15 protein-coding genes and 1 tRNA gene are annotated in these 17,441 nt (G+C 73.7%); 9 read left to right on the top strand and 7 right to left on the bottom strand.

Going from position 1 to position 17,441, the window contains the following annotated elements:
- The first annotated feature begins 52 nt into the window (after window positions 1-52).
- Complete coding sequence (locus tag AB0G11_RS25440) at window positions 53-1,057, top strand: 3-oxoacyl-[acyl-carrier-protein] synthase III C-terminal domain-containing protein (RefSeq protein WP_357588625.1); 1,005 nt, start codon at window positions 53-55, stop codon at window positions 1,055-1,057.
- Complete coding sequence (locus AB0G11_RS25435; RefSeq protein ID WP_219506778.1) at window positions 1,054-1,554, top strand: isoprenylcysteine carboxylmethyltransferase family protein; 501 nt, start codon at window positions 1,054-1,056, stop codon at window positions 1,552-1,554. Before AB0G11_RS25440 ends, AB0G11_RS25435 begins: the two co-directional genes overlap by 4 nt.
- On the opposite strand, the gene AB0G11_RS25430 is transcribed toward AB0G11_RS25435, so the two are convergent.
- Window positions 1,555-3,336 carry an asparagine synthase-related protein gene (locus AB0G11_RS25430; RefSeq protein ID WP_357588623.1) on the bottom strand — a complete coding sequence of 594 codons (1,782 nt, stop codon included), beginning with the start codon at window positions 3,334-3,336 and terminating at the stop codon, window positions 1,555-1,557. It lies immediately after the preceding gene.
- A 144-nt stretch (window positions 3,337-3,480) separates the two neighbouring features.
- On the opposite strand from AB0G11_RS25430, the gene AB0G11_RS25425 reads away from it, so the two are divergent.
- Both AB0G11_RS25425 and AB0G11_RS25420 read left to right on the top strand, forming a co-directional pair.
- Window positions 3,481-4,968 carry a von Willebrand factor type A domain-containing protein gene (locus AB0G11_RS25425; protein ID WP_357588621.1) on the top strand — a complete coding sequence of 496 codons (1,488 nt, stop codon included), beginning with the start codon at window positions 3,481-3,483 and terminating at the stop codon, window positions 4,966-4,968.
- A gap of 94 nt (window positions 4,969-5,062) precedes the next feature.
- Window positions 5,063-5,135, top strand: a tRNA-Ala gene (locus AB0G11_RS25420).
- 34 nt (window positions 5,136-5,169) lie between these two features.
- On the opposite strand, the gene AB0G11_RS25415 is transcribed toward AB0G11_RS25420, so the two are convergent.
- On the bottom strand, window positions 5,170-7,776 hold the full coding sequence (locus AB0G11_RS25415) for an AAA family ATPase (protein WP_357588619.1): 2,607 nt from the start codon (window positions 7,774-7,776) through the stop codon (window positions 5,170-5,172).
- Window positions 7,777-7,786: 10 nt separating this feature from the next.
- The gene (locus tag AB0G11_RS25410; RefSeq protein ID WP_357588617.1) at window positions 7,787-8,599 is read right to left on the bottom strand and encodes an NAD(P)H-binding protein; all 813 of its coding nucleotides are present in this window, start codon (window positions 8,597-8,599) and stop codon (window positions 7,787-7,789) included.
- A gap of 87 nt (window positions 8,600-8,686) precedes the next feature.
- Between AB0G11_RS25410 and AB0G11_RS25405 the strand changes: the two genes are divergently transcribed.
- Both AB0G11_RS25405 and AB0G11_RS25400 read left to right on the top strand, forming a co-directional pair.
- Window positions 8,687-9,766: an NAD(P)H-binding protein gene (locus tag AB0G11_RS25405; protein ID WP_357588615.1), complete on the top strand. Its 1,080-nt coding sequence runs from the start codon at window positions 8,687-8,689 to the stop codon at window positions 9,764-9,766.
- 70 nt (window positions 9,767-9,836) lie between these two features.
- Window positions 9,837-10,283: a hypothetical protein gene (locus AB0G11_RS25400; RefSeq protein WP_357588613.1), complete on the top strand. Its 447-nt coding sequence runs from the start codon at window positions 9,837-9,839 to the stop codon at window positions 10,281-10,283.
- On the opposite strand, the gene AB0G11_RS25395 is transcribed toward AB0G11_RS25400, so the two are convergent.
- The gene (locus AB0G11_RS25395) at window positions 10,280-11,692 is read right to left on the bottom strand and encodes a M1 family metallopeptidase (RefSeq protein WP_219508289.1); all 1,413 of its coding nucleotides are present in this window, start codon (window positions 11,690-11,692) and stop codon (window positions 10,280-10,282) included. The genes AB0G11_RS25400 and AB0G11_RS25395 overlap by 4 nt on opposite strands.
- Window positions 11,693-11,831: 139 nt before the next feature.
- On the opposite strand from AB0G11_RS25395, the gene AB0G11_RS25390 reads away from it, so the two are divergent.
- Entirely contained in the window at window positions 11,832-12,596 is a 765-nt protein-coding gene (locus AB0G11_RS25390) for a class II aldolase/adducin family protein (protein WP_219508290.1), read from the top strand.
- 3 nt (window positions 12,597-12,599) lie between these two features.
- On the opposite strand, the gene AB0G11_RS25385 is transcribed toward AB0G11_RS25390, so the two are convergent.
- Window positions 12,600-13,418: an SAM-dependent methyltransferase gene (locus AB0G11_RS25385; RefSeq protein ID WP_357588611.1), complete on the bottom strand. Its 819-nt coding sequence runs from the start codon at window positions 13,416-13,418 to the stop codon at window positions 12,600-12,602.
- 51 nt (window positions 13,419-13,469) lie between these two features.
- Window positions 13,470-14,420, bottom strand: a complete 951-nt coding sequence (locus AB0G11_RS25380) for a helix-turn-helix domain-containing protein (RefSeq protein WP_219508292.1) — start codon at window positions 14,418-14,420, stop codon at window positions 13,470-13,472.
- A 71-nt stretch (window positions 14,421-14,491) separates the two neighbouring features.
- Between AB0G11_RS25380 and AB0G11_RS25375 the strand changes: the two genes are divergently transcribed.
- Window positions 14,492-15,757 carry an MFS transporter gene (locus AB0G11_RS25375; RefSeq protein ID WP_219508293.1) on the top strand — a complete coding sequence of 422 codons (1,266 nt, stop codon included), beginning with the start codon at window positions 14,492-14,494 and terminating at the stop codon, window positions 15,755-15,757.
- Window positions 15,754-16,413: a peptidyl-tRNA hydrolase gene (locus AB0G11_RS25370; RefSeq protein WP_246645586.1), complete on the top strand. Its 660-nt coding sequence runs from the start codon at window positions 15,754-15,756 to the stop codon at window positions 16,411-16,413. The genes AB0G11_RS25375 and AB0G11_RS25370 overlap by 4 nt, the downstream gene beginning before the upstream one ends.
- On the opposite strand, the gene AB0G11_RS25365 is transcribed toward AB0G11_RS25370, so the two are convergent.
- Complete coding sequence (locus AB0G11_RS25365) at window positions 16,403-17,371, bottom strand: DUF3616 domain-containing protein (protein ID WP_219508294.1); 969 nt, start codon at window positions 17,369-17,371, stop codon at window positions 16,403-16,405. The two genes, AB0G11_RS25370 and AB0G11_RS25365, sit on opposite strands and share 11 nt — an antisense overlap.
- Window positions 17,372-17,441: the final 70 nt, after the last annotated feature.

The raw sequence follows: 17,441 nt of genomic DNA, 5'->3' as shown, positions 1-17,441 counted from the left end.
ATGTTAGCCCGCGCCTCTCAGCGGCAGAGAACTGGTCATGTACATACAGGGCGTGCAGACCGTTCTGCCGGACCACCGCTACGAGCAGGAGGAGATCACCGAGGCGTTCTCCCAGCTCACGGCGGCGGACGGGGAGCTGCTCAAGCGCTTCCACAGCGCCACCGGCGTCACCGGGAGGAACCTGGCGCTGCCGCTCGAGGACTATCCGAAACTCGACTCGTTCGAGCGGGCCAACGAGATGTACGTCGAGATCGCCCTGGACCTGGGGGAGCGGGCGATCGCGGGGGCGCTGGAGAGGGCGGGGCTGCCGCCGGAGAAGGTCGACCATCTGGTGTTCTGCTCCACGACGGGGCTGGCGACGCCGTCGCTGGACGCGCGGCTGGCCAAGCGGGCGGGGTTGCGCGCGGATGTGAAGCGGGTGCCGGTGTTCGGGCTGGGCTGCGCGGCGGGGGCGTCCGGGCTGTCGCGGTTGCACGACTATCTGCGTGGCTGGCCGGAGCAGACGGCGTTGCTGGTGTGCGTGGAGCTGTGCTCGCTGACGATCCAGCGGGACGACACCTCGATCGCGAACCTGGTCGCGAGCGGGCTGTTCGGGGACGGGGCGGGGGCGGTGGTCGCGACGGGGCACGGCGAGGGCAGGGAGGTCGTGGCGACGCGCAGCAAGCTCTATCCGGACACCGAGCACCTGATGGGCTGGGAGGTGGGCGGTCACGGCTTCCGCATCGTGCTGGACGCCGGGCTGCCCGAGTTCGTGGAGTCGGTGCTGGCGGGGGACATCAGGGCGTTCCTCGCGGATTACGGGCTGACGCCCGACCAGGTGGGCACCTGGATCTGCCATCCGGGCGGCCCCAAGGTGATCGACAAGATCGTGGCGAACCTGGCGCTGCCGCCGGAGGCGCTGGAGGTGACCTGGCGGTCGCTGCGCGAGCACGGCAACCTGTCGTCGGTGTCGGTGCTGCACGTGCTGCAGGAGACGCGCGGCCGCACGGGGGAGCCGGCCGTGCTGCTCGCCCTGGGGCCGGGGTTCTCCGCCGAGCTGCTCCTGCTGCACTGGTGAGCGCGTACCTGGTCCTGATCGGGCTGGTCGTCGTGGAACGGCTGGCCGAGCTGGTGGTGGCCCGCCGCAACCTGGCGTGGGCGCGCTCGCGGGGCGGGGTCGAGCACGGCGGGCGGCACTATCCGTGGATCGTCGCGGCGCACGTGGGCCTGCTGGTGGCGGCGCCGGCGGAGGTGTGGCTGCTGGGGCGGCCGTTCCTGCCGGCGCTGGGCTGGCCGATGCTCGCGCTCGTGCTGCTCGCCCAGGCGTTGCGCTGGTGGTGCATCGCCAGCCTGGGCAGGCGCTGGAACACGCGGGTGGTCGTGCTGCCGGGCGTGCCGCTCGTCACGTCGGGGCCGTACCGGTGGCTGCGCCATCCCAACTACGTCGCGGTGGTCGTGGAGGGGATCGCGCTGCCGCTGGTGCACACCGCGTGGCTGACCGCGCTCGCCTTCACCGTGGCGAACGCGGCCCTGCTCACGGTGCGGATCAGGGTGGAGGAGCGGGCGCTGGCCTGATCAGGGCTTGGAGACGGGGATCCGTTCCAGGCCCTCGGGCTCCTTGCCGGGGTACGTGCCGGTCAGGAGGGTGCTGACCGTGTAGAGGTGCCAGGCGGTGGCGGGCTTCTTGACCACCGGGTCGGCGAACAGGGCGCGCACCTCGTCCGGGTTCACCACGGGGGTGAGCGCGTCGAGGTGGCCGAGCACCTGCTGCCGCAGCACGTCGGTGAGGTCGGGGCCGGGGCTGGTGCGCCAGCTCCAGCCGCCGCCGGTCTTGGTCGTCGGCATGTGGGGCGGCGGTACGTGGGTCCGTTCCCACCAGCGGGGCGGCTTCATCCCTTCGACGAACCGCCACGGCTTCCCTTCGATGGGGACATCCCTCAGCTCGGGGGCGAATCTCAAAATAAGCGAATAAATCACCTCTTCCGAGAGTCGCCAGCCCTGGTCCAGCGCCAGCGCGGCCCGTACCACCCGGTTGTCCAGGAACGGCCGGACCGGGTCACCCCGCCGCAGCGACCCCGCGCGGGCGCTGGCCTGCCAGCGGCCGACCTTGTACCAGATGTAGATGTGGTCCAGCGCCTCCAGCCGGTTCTTGCGCGCCTGCCAGGGCTTGGCGAGGGCGCGGGCGTGCTCGTTCGCCTCGGCGGTGAACAGCTTCTCGTCCTTGTAGAACGTGTTGTTGATCCGGCGCAGCAGGGCCTTGTCGCTCAGGTCGGTCTGGAGCAGGTTCAGGCTGCCCGCGCGCAGCGTCTCACCGCTCTGCCCGGACATGGTGGGCTTGCCGGAGTAGGGGAGGTAGCTCACGATCGTCTCGTACGCCGACGTCATGCCCTCGCAGGTGCGCAGCGTCTCCCACGCCCGGCTCAGCGGGTGCTCCACCAGCACGGCGTCACGCTCGGCGGTCTGCTGCGGGGCGATCACCGTGTGCTCGACCTTGAGCTGGGTGGCGATCTGCCGGGCCAGGATCACGTCCGGATGCGTGTCGAGCCCGTTCGTGGTCACCCGGAACGGCACCCGCGCGGCGTGCAGCAGCGCGGCCAGGATGCGGGTGTCGCGCCCGCCGGTCAGCGCCAGGTTGACCGGCTCGCCCAGGTCGCGCAGCGGCGCGACGGTCGCCAGCAGCGCGTCGGCCAGCTCGCCGATCGCCGCCCGCTTGCGCCGCGCCGTGTCCGGCGCGCCCGCCGCCTCCGGCAGCGGCGTCTCGGTGATCGTCCGCTTCCCGTCGCGCACGTCGATCCGCGAGCTCGGGCGCAGCGCCGTCACTCCCCGGTACGGCGTCTCGTCCGACAGGAAGAAGCCCTGGCGGATCATCGTCTGGAGGGCGAGCACGTCATGGTCGATCCGGTCGGCCTGCTGCGCCGCCAGGTGCACGAGCAGCGCCCGGCTGCCCACCACGTGCAGCTCGGGCGTCTCGGCGTAGAAGACCGGGCAGACGCGGTTGATCGCGGTCGCGGCCGACAGCTCGCCGTCGCGCGCCACCCAGGCGGAGAAGCAGCCGCCCACGTCGCCGGCCGACGGGTCGCCGAGCAGCCGGTTGGCGTCGGCCGGGTCGGCCAGGTGGCCGTTCAGCCCGAGGACCCGCCCGCCGCTCTCGGTGAGCAGCGGGGGCTGCCGGGAGTCGTCGGGCTCGTTCGACCAGCCGAACAGCGACACCCCCCGGCCGTGCCACTCGCCGCCCCGGATCACCTCGGGAGGCACCGGGAAGGCGGTCTCGATAACGGATCGGACCTTGTCCAGGACACGGGCGGGGATCTCGTGGCCCTTCGCGGCCAGCCCCAAATAGACGCGCACGACGACCATGCCTACCGGATATCACCGGTTCACCACAATCGATCACGTGTGGATCGCGGTTTGCCGTCGCTTGCGTCACCGGCCCGGCCACACCGGGGATCGGAGCCGTCATACGGCCTGGAGGTGGCAAAAGCGATGAAATTTCGTCCGTTAATGGCAACTGTCGGAATCGCCGGGCTGCTCGCGCTCGCCGCATGCGGCGGCCCCGGAGGTCAGCCCAGCGCCGGCGAGCGAGCGGCCCCCCAGGAAGCCCCCCGGGCCACGGCCCAGGCCGAGGACCAGACAGGGCAGGACCGGACCGGGCAGGACCAGGACGACCGGAAGAACGAGGAACAGGACACGGCCCAGGCGCAGATCTCCACGTTCGCCCTGGACGTGGACACCGCCTCGTACGCCTACACGCGCCGCGTCCTCCAGGAGGGCCGCTGGCCCGAGCCCGCCCGGATCCGGCCCGAGGAGTTCGTCAACTCCTTCAAGCAGGACTACGCCGAACCCCCGGACGACGGCTTCACCGTTCACACCGACGGCGCCCGCCTCGACACGCCGGGGCAGGCCGTCCTGCGCGTCGGCCTGCAGACCCGCCGCTCCTCCGCCGAGGCCCGGCGCCCCGCCAACCTCACCTTCGTCATCGACGTCTCCGGCTCCATGGCCGAGACCGGCCGCCTGGACCTGGTCAAGCAGGCCCTGCACACGCTGCTCGACCAGCTCGCCCCCGGTGACCAGGTCTCCGTCGTGGCCTTCAGCGACCAGGCCAGGGTGCTGGCCACGATGACCCCGCTCACCGCCAGGGACGACCTGCACCGGGCCGTCGACCAGCTCACCACCGAAGGCGGCACCAACCTGGAGGCGGGCCTCGTCCTCGGCTACCGGGAGGCCGCCGCCGCGCACCGCCCCGCCGCCACGAACCGCGTCATCCTGCTCTCCGACGGCCTGGCCAACCAGGGCAGCACCGCCTGGCAGGCCATCCTCGACCGGGTCAAGGAGCACGCCGGGCGGCGGATCACGCTCCTGACCGTCGGCGTCGGCCGCGAGTACGGCGACGAGCTGATGGAGCAGCTCGCCGACAACGGCGACGGCGCGGCCGTCTACGTCTCCACCCAGGAGGAGGCCGACAAGATCTTCGCCGCCCAGCTGCCCGCCAGCATCGAGCTGCGCGCCCGCGACGCCAAGGCGCAGGTCGTCTTCAACCCGTCGGTGGTGGAGAGTTACCGGCTGCTCGGCTACGAGAACCGCGCCCTGGCCACCGAGGAGTTCCGTGACGACTCGCGTGACGGCGGCGAGATCGGCCCTGGCCACGCGGTCACCGCGCTGTACTCCGTACGCCTCAAGGCCGGAGCCGAAGGCCAGCTCGCCACCGCCACCGTGCGCTGGCAGGACCCCGACACCCGCGCCCCCAGCGAGGCCACCGGGGCGGTGACCGTCGCCGACCTGGCGGAGACCCTGTGGCAGGGCGCGCCGCTGCGGCTGCAGGTCGACGTGCTGGCCGCCGCGTTCGCCCTCCACATGCGCGACGGGGAGGCGTTCGGGCTCGGCCTGCCCGCGCTCGGCGAGCACGCCAGGCGGCTGGCGGGCGCGGCCGAGGACCCGATGGTGGGCGAGCTGGCCGATCTCATCGCCAAGGCGGGCGCCGTGACCTCCTGAAACGCCGTCCGGCGGCGCGCGGGCCGGGCGCGCCGCCGGATAAAGGCGTACAGAGGGGTGGCTGGAGTCCGTTAGACTGATGCACGCATCGCAAGGGGCTATGGCGCAGTTGGTAGCGCGCCTCCATGGCATGGAGGAGGTCTGGGGTTCGAATCCCCATAGCTCCACCCCTCATCGCGGCCCTCTCGGGGCCGCCGTCCGTCACAGGCCCAGAGAGGCGAGTTCCGCCCTGGTCGTGACGCCCAGCTTGGGATACGCCTTGTAGAGATGGTGCCCGACGGTGCGCGGGCTCACGAACAGCCGCTCGGCGATCTCCCTGTTGCTCAGCCCGGTCGCCGCCAGCCGCACGCTCTGCAGCTCCTGCGGGGTGAGCCGGTCGGCCAGCCCCGCCGCGTGGTCGCGCGCCGCACGGGTCTCCCCGGTGGCGCGCAGCTCGGCCCGCGCCCGCTCCGCCCAGGGACGCGCGCCCAGCCGCTCGAACGTCTCGGCCGCGCCCCGCAGGTGCGCGCGGGCGTCGGCGGTGCGCCGGTCACGCCGCAGCCGCTCGCCGTAGAGCAGCGCGGTCCGTGCCTGCTCGAACGGGTAGGTCCGCATCCGTACGGCCTGCTCGAACAGGCCGGCGTCGTCGGCGATCAGCGCCCGGCAGCGCAGCGCCACGGCCTCGGCCCACGGCTGCGCGACCCGGCCGGCCCAGGACGCGAACAGCCGGGTCGCGGCCTCGGCGGGCCCCCTGCGCCCGAGCCGCACCGCCGCCTCGACCAGGATCGGCAGGTGCCCCATCACCCCCATCGGCCGCGAACCGGACACCACCGACTCCATCCGGTCCAGCGCCGCCTCGTGCCGCCCCAGGCCCAGGTCGAGCAGGCTCAGCGCGACCACCGCGTGCACCGCGCTCGGCGCGAGGTCACGCTCGATCGCCTCGGCCGCCAGCTCCCGGCAGCGCTCCTCGTCGCCCTCGACGGCGGCCAGCTCCGCCAGGGTCACCGACAGCTCGATGCGCGGCATGCGCTGGCAGGTGTCGGCGGCGATCTGCAGCCCGTCGGCCAGCGTGGCACGCGCGTCGGCGTGGCGGCCGGTGAACAGCAGGGTCCGCGCCAGCACGGCCTGCACGGCGGGCAGCACGCCGAGCGCCCCCCGCGCCCGGCACTCCCGCTCCAGCGCGGAAGCCAGGCGCATCGCGCCCTCCATGTCGCCGATGACCAGGTGCAGCCGGGCGAACAGCAGCCGGTCCTGGAGGTCGTCGTGCGGCGGCCCGGCCAGCAGCTCCCTCAGCGTCTCGATGCCGCCGTCGTCGAGCCGGTTGGTGGCCAGCGCCGCCGTGGCCAGCCGGTGCACGTCGGAGTCAGGCGGCACGCAGGCGGCGATCCGGTCGAGCGCCGCGAAGTCGTTGGCCCGCCAGGCCGCCCGCGCGGCGCCGCGCAGCAGGGCGGGCAGCTCCGCCGGGGTGACCTGCCCGGCCGACTCGAACAGCAGGGCGTGCGCCTCCTCCGTCCGGCCCAGCCCGTCGGCGATCACCGCCTTGAGCGCGGCGGCCTCCGCCGAGGCGCCGACCTGGCCGGTCAGGCGGTCGGCCCGCTCGAACTGGCCCGCGTCGGCGGCGGCGCGGGCCGCGGCCAGCAGCCTGCGCTCACGCGTGACCGGGTCGGGGGTGAGGGCGGCGGCGCGTTCGTAGGCGGCGGCGACGGCCGCGTGGCCGCGCCGCTCCCCGGCCCGCAGCGCCGTGCTCTCCAGAGCGGCGGCCACCCGCTCGTCGGGGCCCGTCGCCGCCGCCGCGAGATGCCAGGCCCGCCGGTCGCCGTCCAGGACCTCCGCCAGCGCGCGGTGCGCCTCGGCCCGCCGGCTGGCCGTCGCCCCCTGGTAGGCGGCGCTCCTCATCAGCGGATGGCCGAAGACGAGCCGGTCGCCGTCGATCCGCAGCAGCCCGGCCGCCTCCGCCGGGTCGAGGTCGGGCAGGCCCGCGCCCAGCCGCCCGGCGGCCCGCAGGACGGCGGCCGGCTCGCCGGTGTCGTCGGCCGCCGCCACCAGCAGCACCGTCCGCGTCGCCGCGGGCAGCTCGCCGATCCGGTCGCCGAACGTCCGCACGATCCTGTCCTGTACGGGGACGGGCCCGGGACCCGGCGTGATCCCGCCCGCGTCACGACCCCGGCGGGCCCGGGCCAGCACGCGCAGCGCCAGCGGGTTGCCGTCCGCCTCGGCCAGCACCTCCTCGCGCACGTGCGGCGGCAGGTCGCCGACCAGCGCCCGCGCCGCCTCACCCGTCAGGCCGCCCAGGCGCAGCTCCGGCAGCCCCGTCGTGGGGAAGCCGGGAGCGTGCGGCTCGCGTACGGCGAACATCATCACCACGCCCTCGGCCCGCAGCCGGCGCGCGGCGAACAGCAGGGCGGCGGCGGAGGCGCTGTCGAGCCACTGGGCGTCGTCGACCAGGCACAGCAGCGGCGCCCGCTCGGCCAGCAGGCCGAGCACCGCCAGCCCGATCATGAACGTGTCGCCGTCACCGTCACTCTCGGCCAGCCCGAGCGCGCCCGCGAGCGCGGCGGCCTGGCGGGGCGGGAGGGCGTCGAGGCGGTCGAGGAGGCCGCCGGTGAGCAGGCTGAGCCCGGCGTACGGCAGCTCGCTCTCCGCCTCGATCCCGGTCGCGCGGAGCACCTGCATGTCGTGGGCTCGGGCCAGGCCGGCGGTGTGGTCGAGCAGCGCCGTCTTGCCGATGCCCGCCTCGCCGCGGACGACCAGCGCCCCGCTCGTGCCCTCGCGGGCGGCGGCGAGCAGGGCGCCGACCGCCGCCTTCTCCTCCGTCCGCCCCCGCAGCATGCCTCAGAGGCTACCGCCAGTGATCGGCCGCCCAGGCGCGGTAGGTCCTGGCCGGGCGGCCGGTGAGCTCCTCGACGGTCGCGGTGACCGGCTCGGGCTCAGGAGCCGGGCCCGTCATCCTGGCGACCAGCCCCTCGGCCACCTCGGCTCCGAAGACGGCCGCGTACTGCTCCCTGACCTCCTCCGGGGACGGCTGCTCGAAGCGCAGCTCGCGCCCCAGCACCTCCGACAGCACGGCCACCCGCTCGGGCGCGGTCAGCGCCTGCGGCCCGGTCAGCACGTGGGCCGTCCCGTCGTGCCCCTCGCCCGTGAGGACGCGCACGGCCGCGGCCGCCACGTCGGCCTCGTGGATGTGGGACCGCGCCCACCCGGCGGACGGCTCGCGGACCACGCCGTCGCGCCGGATGCCGTCGGCCCACTTGAGGTCGTTGGCCGCCAGCCCGGTGATGCGCAGGAACGTCCACGCCGAGGCATGCTCCCTGATCAGCCGCTCGATCTCGGCGTGCGAGGCGTTGATCGGGTCGGCCGCGCCCGCCGCCGCGGAGGAGAAGTAGACGACGTGCCTGCCCGCCAGCGTCTTGATCGTCTCGGGCGCGGCGTGGTCGGCCCGGAGCGTCGGCCAGACGAGGAAGACCTTGCTCACGCCCTCCAGCACCGCGTCGAGCGAGCCCGGCACGGCCAGATCGCCCTCGGCCACCGGCACGGGCAGCCGCGCCCGGCCTCCGTCACGGGCCAGCGCCCGCACCCCCGGCACCCCGGCCGCCGTCAGCTGCCTGACGACCTCGCCGCCCACGCGGCCTGTCGCCCCTGTCACCAGAATCATCCCTCGACGGTAGGAGCGGCCCTGCCCGGTCAGCATCAGTCGATCGACTGATGCTGACGGTCCCGGCGCGACCGTAGCGTCGGCGTCATGAACGAGACGATTCTGGTGACAGGCGCCACCGGCCACACCGGCGGGCACGTGGTGCGGCAGTTGCACGAGCGCGGCGGCGTGACGATCAAGGCGTTGACCAGGGACCCCGCCAAGGCGGAGTTCCCCGAAGGGGTGCTGGCGGTCAAGGGCGACCTGAGCGATCCCGCCTCCCTCGACGAGGCGCTGGAGGGCGTGAGCAAGGTCTTCCTGGTGTGGCCGACGATGTTCGCCGAGCGGTCGCCCGGTGTGGTGATCCCGAAGCTGGCGGCCCGGGCACGCCGGATCGTCTACCTGTCGGCGGGCGGCGCCGAGACCAACGACGACCCGGACAACGCCTCGCACGGCCGGATCGAGCAACTGATCAGGCAGCACGCCGAGGAGTGGACGTTCCTGAGGTCCGGCGGCCACATGAGCAACGACCTCGGCTCCCCGGTGCCCGCCGACGGCGTGGTGCGCGGGCCGTTCCTGAGCTGGGCGCGCTCGCAGATCCACCCCCGTGACCTCGCCGCGGTGGGCGTGCGGGCGCTGCTCACCGACGACCTGCTCAACACGGCGACGCCGATGCTGACCGGCGAGGAGCTGATGACCGGCGCCGAGCGGATCCAGGTCGTGGCCGAGCTGGTCGGCAGGCCGGTGAAGAGCGTGGAGGAGCTCGCGCCCGAGGAGGCCAGGGAGTGGTTCCTGGCGTGGGTGCCGCCGGAGGACGTGGACGCCGTCATGGCGACCATGAAGGAGGTCGCCTCGCGGCCCGAGCCGGTCGTCCTGGCCGTCCGGGAGATCCTCGGCCGGCCGGCTACGCCCTACCGGGAGTGGGTGCTCGACCACCTGCCGGCGTTCGTGGAGCCGACGGCCGAGGGTGTCGGCCTGGCCTTCGTCAGCCTGGTCAACCGGGGCGAGAGCGCCGCCGTGACCCGCCACCTGATGACGTCCGGCCAGGTGAGCGGGCCCGTCGAGGGGCCCTACCTGCGGGCGGGCGACGACCGGTTCGCCGTGCGGTTCACCGCCGAGTCCGCCGTCGGCCTCTACACCGTGCGCGACGGGCGGATCGTCGCCGAGGAGCGCTTCTCCACGCCGTGAACCCCGGGGCCCGGCTCGCCCGGCCGGCGCGAGGACTGCTATGAAGGCAGGCCGGGAGAAAAGGGGCGTCTTGCTGGAGACCTTGACCTTCGTGCTGCTGATCGGCCTGTTGCTGCTGGCGCTGGCCTGGCCGGTGGCGGTGCTCGCCGTTCTCGCGCTCGCCGCCCTGTCCTGGTGGCGCCACGGGCGGCGGCCGGCGTGGGCGCCGCCCGCCGTGGCGGCGGCCACGGCCCTCGCCGCCTACGGCTACGGGCTGAGCACGACGACGTTCGGGGCGTGGACGGACCCGGACGACCGGTGCGGGCTGGCCAGGCCCGACCTGTACGCCTACGGCCATCGCGGCCCGGAGTCCGGGGCGCTGAGCATGTGGCCGCTGGGCGACACCACGTGCGGCCCCGACCTGGTGCCCGGCTTCGTCAATCCGCTGATCGCGGGATCGGTTACGGTGGCGGTGGCGGCCACGGTGGCGCTGGTGGCCCGGCGTCGCCGGGCGGCGCTCGCGGGGGAGCGGGGCTAGTCCTTGGGGCTGGTCTTCGAGTCGAGCCAGTCGTCGATCAGCGCGGTGAAGTCCTCGCCCGTGTGGTGGTTGACCCAGGCGGTGAACGACGCCCGGTCCTGGCCGGTGTTGCGGTGCTCCTGGGCCCAGGCGCGGGTCATGGCGAAGAACCGCTCGTCGCCGATCCGCTCGCGGATCTCGTGCAGCATCAGCGCGGGGCCGTAGTAGATGTTGCTCCCCGCGAACCAGTCGCGCCGGTAGTCGCCGGGCGGACCCTGCCTCTTGCGCAGGTCCCTCTCGTGCACGCGCATGTCGGCCATGAGCTCGTCCATCGTGCCCGGCTCGTGGTCGGCGTGCCACTGGAGCTCGAAGTACATGGCGAAGCCCTCGTTCAGCCACACGTCCTTCCAGGTGCGCGGGCCGACGCTGTCGCCGAACCACTGGTGGGCGAGCTCGTGCAGCACCACGGAGGGCTTCAGGTACTCGCCGCCGAGGGTGATCATCTGCTGGGTCTCCATGCCGGTCTCGCTGGTGGAGACCAGACCGGCGCTGGGGAAGGGGTACGGGCCCACCCTCTTCTCCATCCAGCGGATCAGCTCCGGCGTCCGGCGGGCCACCGGCAGGGCGGTCCTGGCGTCGCCGGGGCGGATCCAGTAGGTGATCGGGAGGCCGCGCGGCCCCTTGTCCCGGTGCAGCCGGTACCGGTCGGCGGTGAAGAGCGTCAGGTAGCTGGCGACCGGGTCGGTCGACCTCCACAGGTAGGTGGCCTTGCCGCCCTTCTCGCTCCTGCCCCGGTACGTGCCGTGCGCGACGCCCGCCCAGCCCTTGGGTACGGTGATGGCGACGTCGTAGAGCGCCTCGTCCGACGGGTGGTCGTTCACCGGGAACCAGGTGAAGGCGCCGTAGGGCTCCTGCAGCGCCCAGATGGACCCGTCGAACTGCGGCTGGGCGCCGAGGTATCGGAGGTCGTAGCGCCGCTGCCCGGAGGCGTGCGGCTCGGGCATGCCGTGATAGCGGACGACGACCCGGGCGCCCTGGTCGGCGGCGAGCTGGGCGGGCAGCGGGATCGTCAGGTCGTCCTTGCGCCGCTGCGGCTTGACGGCCCTGCCGTCCACGGTCACCTTGTCGATCTTGAGGGCGTGGCCGAAGTCGAGCCTGATCTCGCTGATCGGCTCCACGGCCCGCAGGGTGAGCGTGGCGGTGCCCGTCAGGGTGTGGGCGGACGGCTTCCAGCCCAGCTTGAGGTCGTAGTGGAGCACGTCGATCGACGGGTTGCCGTAGGCCGGGTAGACGGGATCCTCGACCGGCTGCGAGCGTCCCTTGGCGTAGGGGGTCAGGTCCACCGGTGGGGAGGCGGTGACCGCCGAGGCGGTGCCGCCGCTGGTGGCGGTCAGCGCCGCAGCCAGGACGAATATGGATAATCTCCGCATCCGCGTCAGCCTAGGGATCTTGGGAGCGCGTGTCGAGACGCGTCAGGACATGACGTACAAGACCCTTTTGGTATGGGGTGGGACGGTGGAGCCGCGTTACCCTGCGCTCAGAATCGGGTTCTGAGCCATAGGGAGAGCCATGCCGGACAACCTCGTCTTCCGCCAGCCCCCGACCTTCGACAGCCTGGAGGAGGAGCGACTGCATCGCAAGCAGCGGCTCGCGGCGGCGCTGCGCATCTTCGGCAAGTTCGGCTTCGAGGAGGGGATCGCCGGGCACATCACCGCCCGCGACCCGGAGCTGACCGACCACTTCTGGGTCAACCCGTTCGGCATGTCGTTCAAGCACATCACGGTCAGCGACCTGCTGCTCGTCGACCACGACGGCAACGTGGTCGAGGGTGACCGGCCGGTCAACCGGGCGGCGTTCGCCATCCACTCCCAGGTGCACCAGGCCAGGCCCGACGTGGTCGCGGCGGCGCACAGCCACTCGGTCTACGGGCGGGCCCTGTCGGCGCTCGGCCAGACCATCGAGCCGATCACCCAGGACGCCTGCGCCTTCTACCGGGACAACGCGCTGTTCGACGACTACACGGGCGTGGTGACCGAGGTGGAGGAGGGCAAGCGCATCGCCGCCGCGCTGGGCGGCAACAAGGCCGTCGTGCTGCGCAACCACGGCCTGCTCACGGTCGGGGAGACGGTCGACTCGGCCGTCTGGTGGTTCGTCACGATGGAACGCTCGGCCCAGGTGCAGCTCGTCGCCAAGGCCGCCGGGCAGGTCGTGCCCATCGAACCGGCCAACGCCGCGCTCACCCATTCGCAGGTCGGCACCGAGCTGGCCGGCTGGGTGAGCTTCCAGCCGCTGCACGACCAGATCGTCCGCGAGCAGCCCGACCTGTTCGACTGACGGCTAGGCGCGGGCCACGCCGGCCAGGATGCCCGGCCGCTTCAGGTCGGGCGCGGCCGGCGGCGCCTGCGGGTCCCAGTCGGCGACCGGGACGAGGCCCGGCTCCAGCAGGTCGAGGTCGCCGAAGAAGCCGGCGATCTGGTCGCGGTCGCGTCGCGCGATGCCGCCCGCCGCCGTCGCCGCGTAGACCTGCTGGCCGGAGCGCGCCACCCCGTCGTCGGCGTCGCCCGCGTAGATGTGCGACAGCACCAGGTGGCAGCCCGGCCGCAGCCGCTCGCGGATCCGCGCGGTGACGCGCGCCGCCTCGGCGTCGTCGGTGACGAAGTGCAGCACCGCCACCAGCAGCACCGCGTACGGGCGCGTCAGGTCGAGGTGGCCGGTGACGCGCGGGTCGTCGAAGATCGCGTCGGGGTCCCTGAGATCGCCCTCCACGGCGATGGCGCCCGCGTCGCCGGCCAGCAGCGCCCGCGCGTGGACCTGGACGATCGGATCGTTGTCGACGTAGACGACGCGCGAGCCGGCGGCGTGCCGGCGGGCCACCTGGTGCACGTTGTCCTGGGTGGGCAGGCCCGCGCCGATGTCGACGAACTGGCGGACGCCGGCGTCGGTCAGCTCGCGGACGGCCCGGCCCAGGAAGGCGCGGTTGGCGCGGGCGATCTCGCGGGCGTCATTGCCCATCTGGCGGCCGATCTCGATCATCCGCTCGGCCGCCTCCCGGTCCGAGGCGAAGTTGTCCTTGCCGCCGAGGTAGTAGTCGTACATGCGCGCGACGCTCGGCACCCGCACGTCGATCCCGGCGGGCGCCTGCTCGGGGCCGCTCACGCGACCACCCCTCTCGTGGACGACACGTAGACGATCTTCCCGGAGGCGATTCTAGGCACGCCGGAACGTGTGCCGATAGGCCAGCGGCGAAACCCCCACGGCGGCGTGCAGGTGCTGGCGCAGCGACACCGCCGAGCCGAACCCGGCCCGCCGCGCCACCTCCTCCACGCCCAGATCGGTCGTCTCCAGCAGGTGGCGGGCGTGCTCGACGCGCTGCCTGGTCAGCCAGCGGGCCGGGCTCATTGCCGTCTCCTCGCGAAAGCGCCTGGTGAACGTCCGCACGCTCATCCCGGCGTGCCCGGCCAGCGCCTCCAGGTCGAGCGGCGCGTCGAGCCGCGACAGCATCCACGCGCGGGTGGCGGCGGTGCCGTTGCCGGAGGCGGGCGGCAGGTGGCGCTCGATGTACTGGGCCTGGCCGCCCTCCCGCCACGGCGGCATGACGCACCGCCTGGCCGCGCGGTTGGCCACCTCGCTGCCGTGGTCGCGCCTGACCACGTGCAGGCACAGGTCGAGCCCGGCGGCGACCCCGGCCGAGGTGAGCACGTCGCCGTCGTCGATGAACAGCACGTCGGGATCGAGCCTGACCTTCGGGAACAGGGCGGCGAAACGGGCGGCGTCGCGCCAGTGGGTGGTGGCCCGGCGGCCGTCGAGCAGCCCCGCCGCCGCCAGCACATACGCGCCGGTGCAGATCGACATCACCCGGGGCCGCCCGCGCAGCGCCTCGCGAAGCTCGCCGGGGATCGTGCCGTCGCGCATCACCTGGCCGCCGTGCACGCCCGTGACCACGACCGTGCCGGCGGTGTCGAGCACGTCCAGGTCGTGATCGGGCAGCACGCTGTAGCCGGCCGAGCAGCGCACCGGCGCCCGGCCCGGCGAGCACGTCACCACCTCGTACAGCTTCTCCCCGGCCGGCGACTCCGCGGTCCAGAACACCTGGCCCGGCACGCCCAGGTCGAGCGGGGCGAACTGGTCGAGCACGACGACCGCGATCCGATGCGCCATGGCCGGATTCTTTCACATCATGGCCAACCGGCCACTCGCGGCCATATCGGCAGTTGTCCAAGGATGGACGCATGACTGTGAGCACCACCCCCACCAGGCGCGTCCGGGTGCACCGGGCCTGGTTCGTCGCGGCCGTCGCGTTCGTCGCCATCCTCGGCGCCGCCGGCTTCCGCGCCACCCCCGGCGTCCTGATCACGCCCCTCCAGGAGGAGTTCGGCTGGGGCAGGGGCGTGATCTCGCTGGCCGTCTCGATCAACCTGGTGCTCTACGGCCTGACCGCGCCGTTCGCCGCCGCGCTGATGGACCGCTTCGGCATGCGCCGCGTCGTCTCGCTGGCGCTGCTGCTCGTCGCCGTGGGCAGCGGGCTCACGGTGCTGATGACCGCGACCTGGCACCTGATGCTGCTGTGGGGCGTGCTCGTCGGGCTCGGCACCGGGTCCATGGCGCTGGTGTTCGCGGCCACGGTGACCGACCGGTGGTTCGTCCGGCACCGCGGGCTCGTCACCGGCGTGCTCACCGCGGCGGGCGCCACCGGGCAGCTCGTCTTCCTGCCCGTGCTCGCCCACCTGGCCCAGGGGCCCGGCTGGCGGGCCGCCTCGCTGGCCGTCGCCGGGTCGGCCCTGGCCGTGGTGCCGTTCGTGTGGTGGCTGCTCCGCGACCGGCCCGAGGACGTGGGCACCACCGCGCTCGGCGCCGACCCGGACGCGCCCCGTACCCCGGCCCCCACCGTGAACGCCGCCGTCCGCGCGCTCACCGTGCTGCGGTCGGCGGCCCGTACGCGTCCGTTCTGGTATCTCGCGGGCGGGTTCGCGATCTGCGGCGCCAGCACGAACGGGCTCGTCAGCACCCACTTCATCCCGGCGGCGCACGACCACGGCATGCCCGAGCCGATGGCCGCCGGGCTGCTGGCCGTGATCGGGATCTTCGACATCGTCGGCACCGTCGCCTCCGGCTGGCTCAGCGACAAGGTGGACCCGCGCATCCTGCTCGGCGTCTACTACGCGCTGCGCGGGCTGTCGCTCATGGTGCTGCCGAGCCTGTTCGCCGCCACCGCCGAGCCCAGCATGCTGATCTTCATCGTGTTCTACGGGCTGGACTGGGTGGCGACCGTGCCGCCCACGGTCGCGCTGTGCCGCAGCGTCTACGGGTCCGACGGGGCCGTGGTGTTCGGCTGGGTGTTCGGCGCGCACCAGGTCGGCGCCGCCATCGCCGCCGTCGGCGCCGGGCTCGCCCGCGACCAGCTCGGCGCGTACGACGTCGCCTGGTACGCCTCCGGCGCCCTCTGCCTCCTGGCCACCGGCATGTCCCTGGCGATCAGGCATAGTAAGGGGCGATGAACGACGCAGAGCTGATGGTCCTGCCCCTCGTGGTCAGGATCGAACGGGCCACGCCCCCCGAGCGCACCGACGCCCTGGAGGCCGCGGCGACGGCCGTGCTGAGCCTGCTCGACGACCCCGGCGAGTGGGCCGCCGAGCTGCATGCTTGGCAGTCCACCGGCAAGATCCGCAAGGTGGTGCGGCGGGCCAGGGGCGCCGAGTGGCGCCGGGCGCTCGCGCTGCCCGGCCGCACGATCGAGCACCGCAGCGCCGAGGTGCGCGTGCACCCGCCGGTGCCGCTCGACGACTGGCCGCGCGACCTGGCCCGGCTGCAGGTGTCCGGCACCGAGCTCGCCGACACGCGCGAGCCCGGCCCGGCCGAGCCGCCGGTCCTGTGGGAGAACGCGCGCCTGGCCATGTCCGCGGGCAAGGCGATGGCGCAGGCCGGGCACGCCGCCCAGCTCGCCTGGTGGGCCAGCGACGACGCCGGGCGGGCGGCCTGGCGGGAGCGCGGCCTGACCGTGTCGGTGCGCGCCGCCGCCCGCGAGCCGTTCGACGCCCTGGCCGCCGCCGGGCTGCCCGTGGTGCGCGACGCCGGGTTCACCGAGATCGAGCCCGGCTCCAGCACGTTCGTCGCCGACGTCCCGTGGCTGCGGGCCGACTCGGCTAGAGCGTGAAGACGTCCGCCAGCACCCCGCCCGCGGGCGTGATCCGCGCCGGTGACGGGCTGTCGTAGACGACCATCAGCCGCCCGTCGTCGAGCAGCGCCAGGCCCTCCGGATGGTCGCAGCCGACCCCGTACGGAAGCTCCAGGACCGTCTCCAGCTCGTCCGCCGGGACCAGGAGCTCGCGCCGGGCGCCGATCCGCCAGCGCACCACCCGCACCGGCCCGTCCAGGTCCATCGTCGGCCCGGCCAGCAGCAGGAGCGAGCCCCGGTCCGGGCACATGTCGCGCACGCCGAGCCCGCCCAGGTCCAGGAAGTGCTTGCGGCACGGCTCGGCCAGGCTCAGCCGGCCCAGGCCCGCCTCCTGCGGCCGCAGCTCCAGCACCACCGCCCAGCCGCGCAGCACCGGCCCGCGCAGTCCCAGGTAGACGCGGCCGGCGGTGACCGCGATGCCCTCCACGTCGAAGCCGTTGTCCTTGCCCGGCAGCGCCAGGAACGGCCCCAGGTGCGGGTCGTCGCGCAGGTGTCCGGTCAGCTCGCGCGGCCCCGACATGATCGCGCCGGGCTGCGGCGCGCCGGTCCGCGGGTCCAGCGGCAGCCGGACGAGGATGAACCGGTTCTCCTCCCGCACCACCGTGGCCAGCCGGGCGGAGGCGCGTCCGGGGTCCTTGGACTTGACCTTCTTGCGCTTGAGCGCGTGCGAGCCGGTCAGCCACAGGAAGCCGTCGGACCTGGCCAGGCCCTCGATGTCGGCCTCGTCGTCCGGCCCGGCGGGCAGGTCCACGTAGTCGGCCAGCCGGTGACCGCGCTGGTCGCCGTAGTGCTCGCCCGTCCACGACAGGTGCTCGAACGTGGCGGTCTCGTCGCCGGCCACCCACAGCCCGTGCGGGCTCTGCCGGATCGCCGACAGGTTCGTGTGCGTCCGGGCGGTCCGGGACGCGAGGTCGAAGCGGAGCTCTACCTGTTCCACGCAGTCATGATGACACTTCGATAGCTTCCGCCACTTAAAGGGCTGTTATGCCGTACGCTCCCGTCGTGCT

The organism is Nonomuraea sp. NPDC023979, from assembly GCF_040639085.1.
Lineage (GTDB): Bacteria > Actinomycetota > Actinomycetes > Streptosporangiales > Streptosporangiaceae > Nonomuraea > Nonomuraea ceibae.
This window is presented reverse-complemented; position numbering and strand designations above follow the sequence as displayed.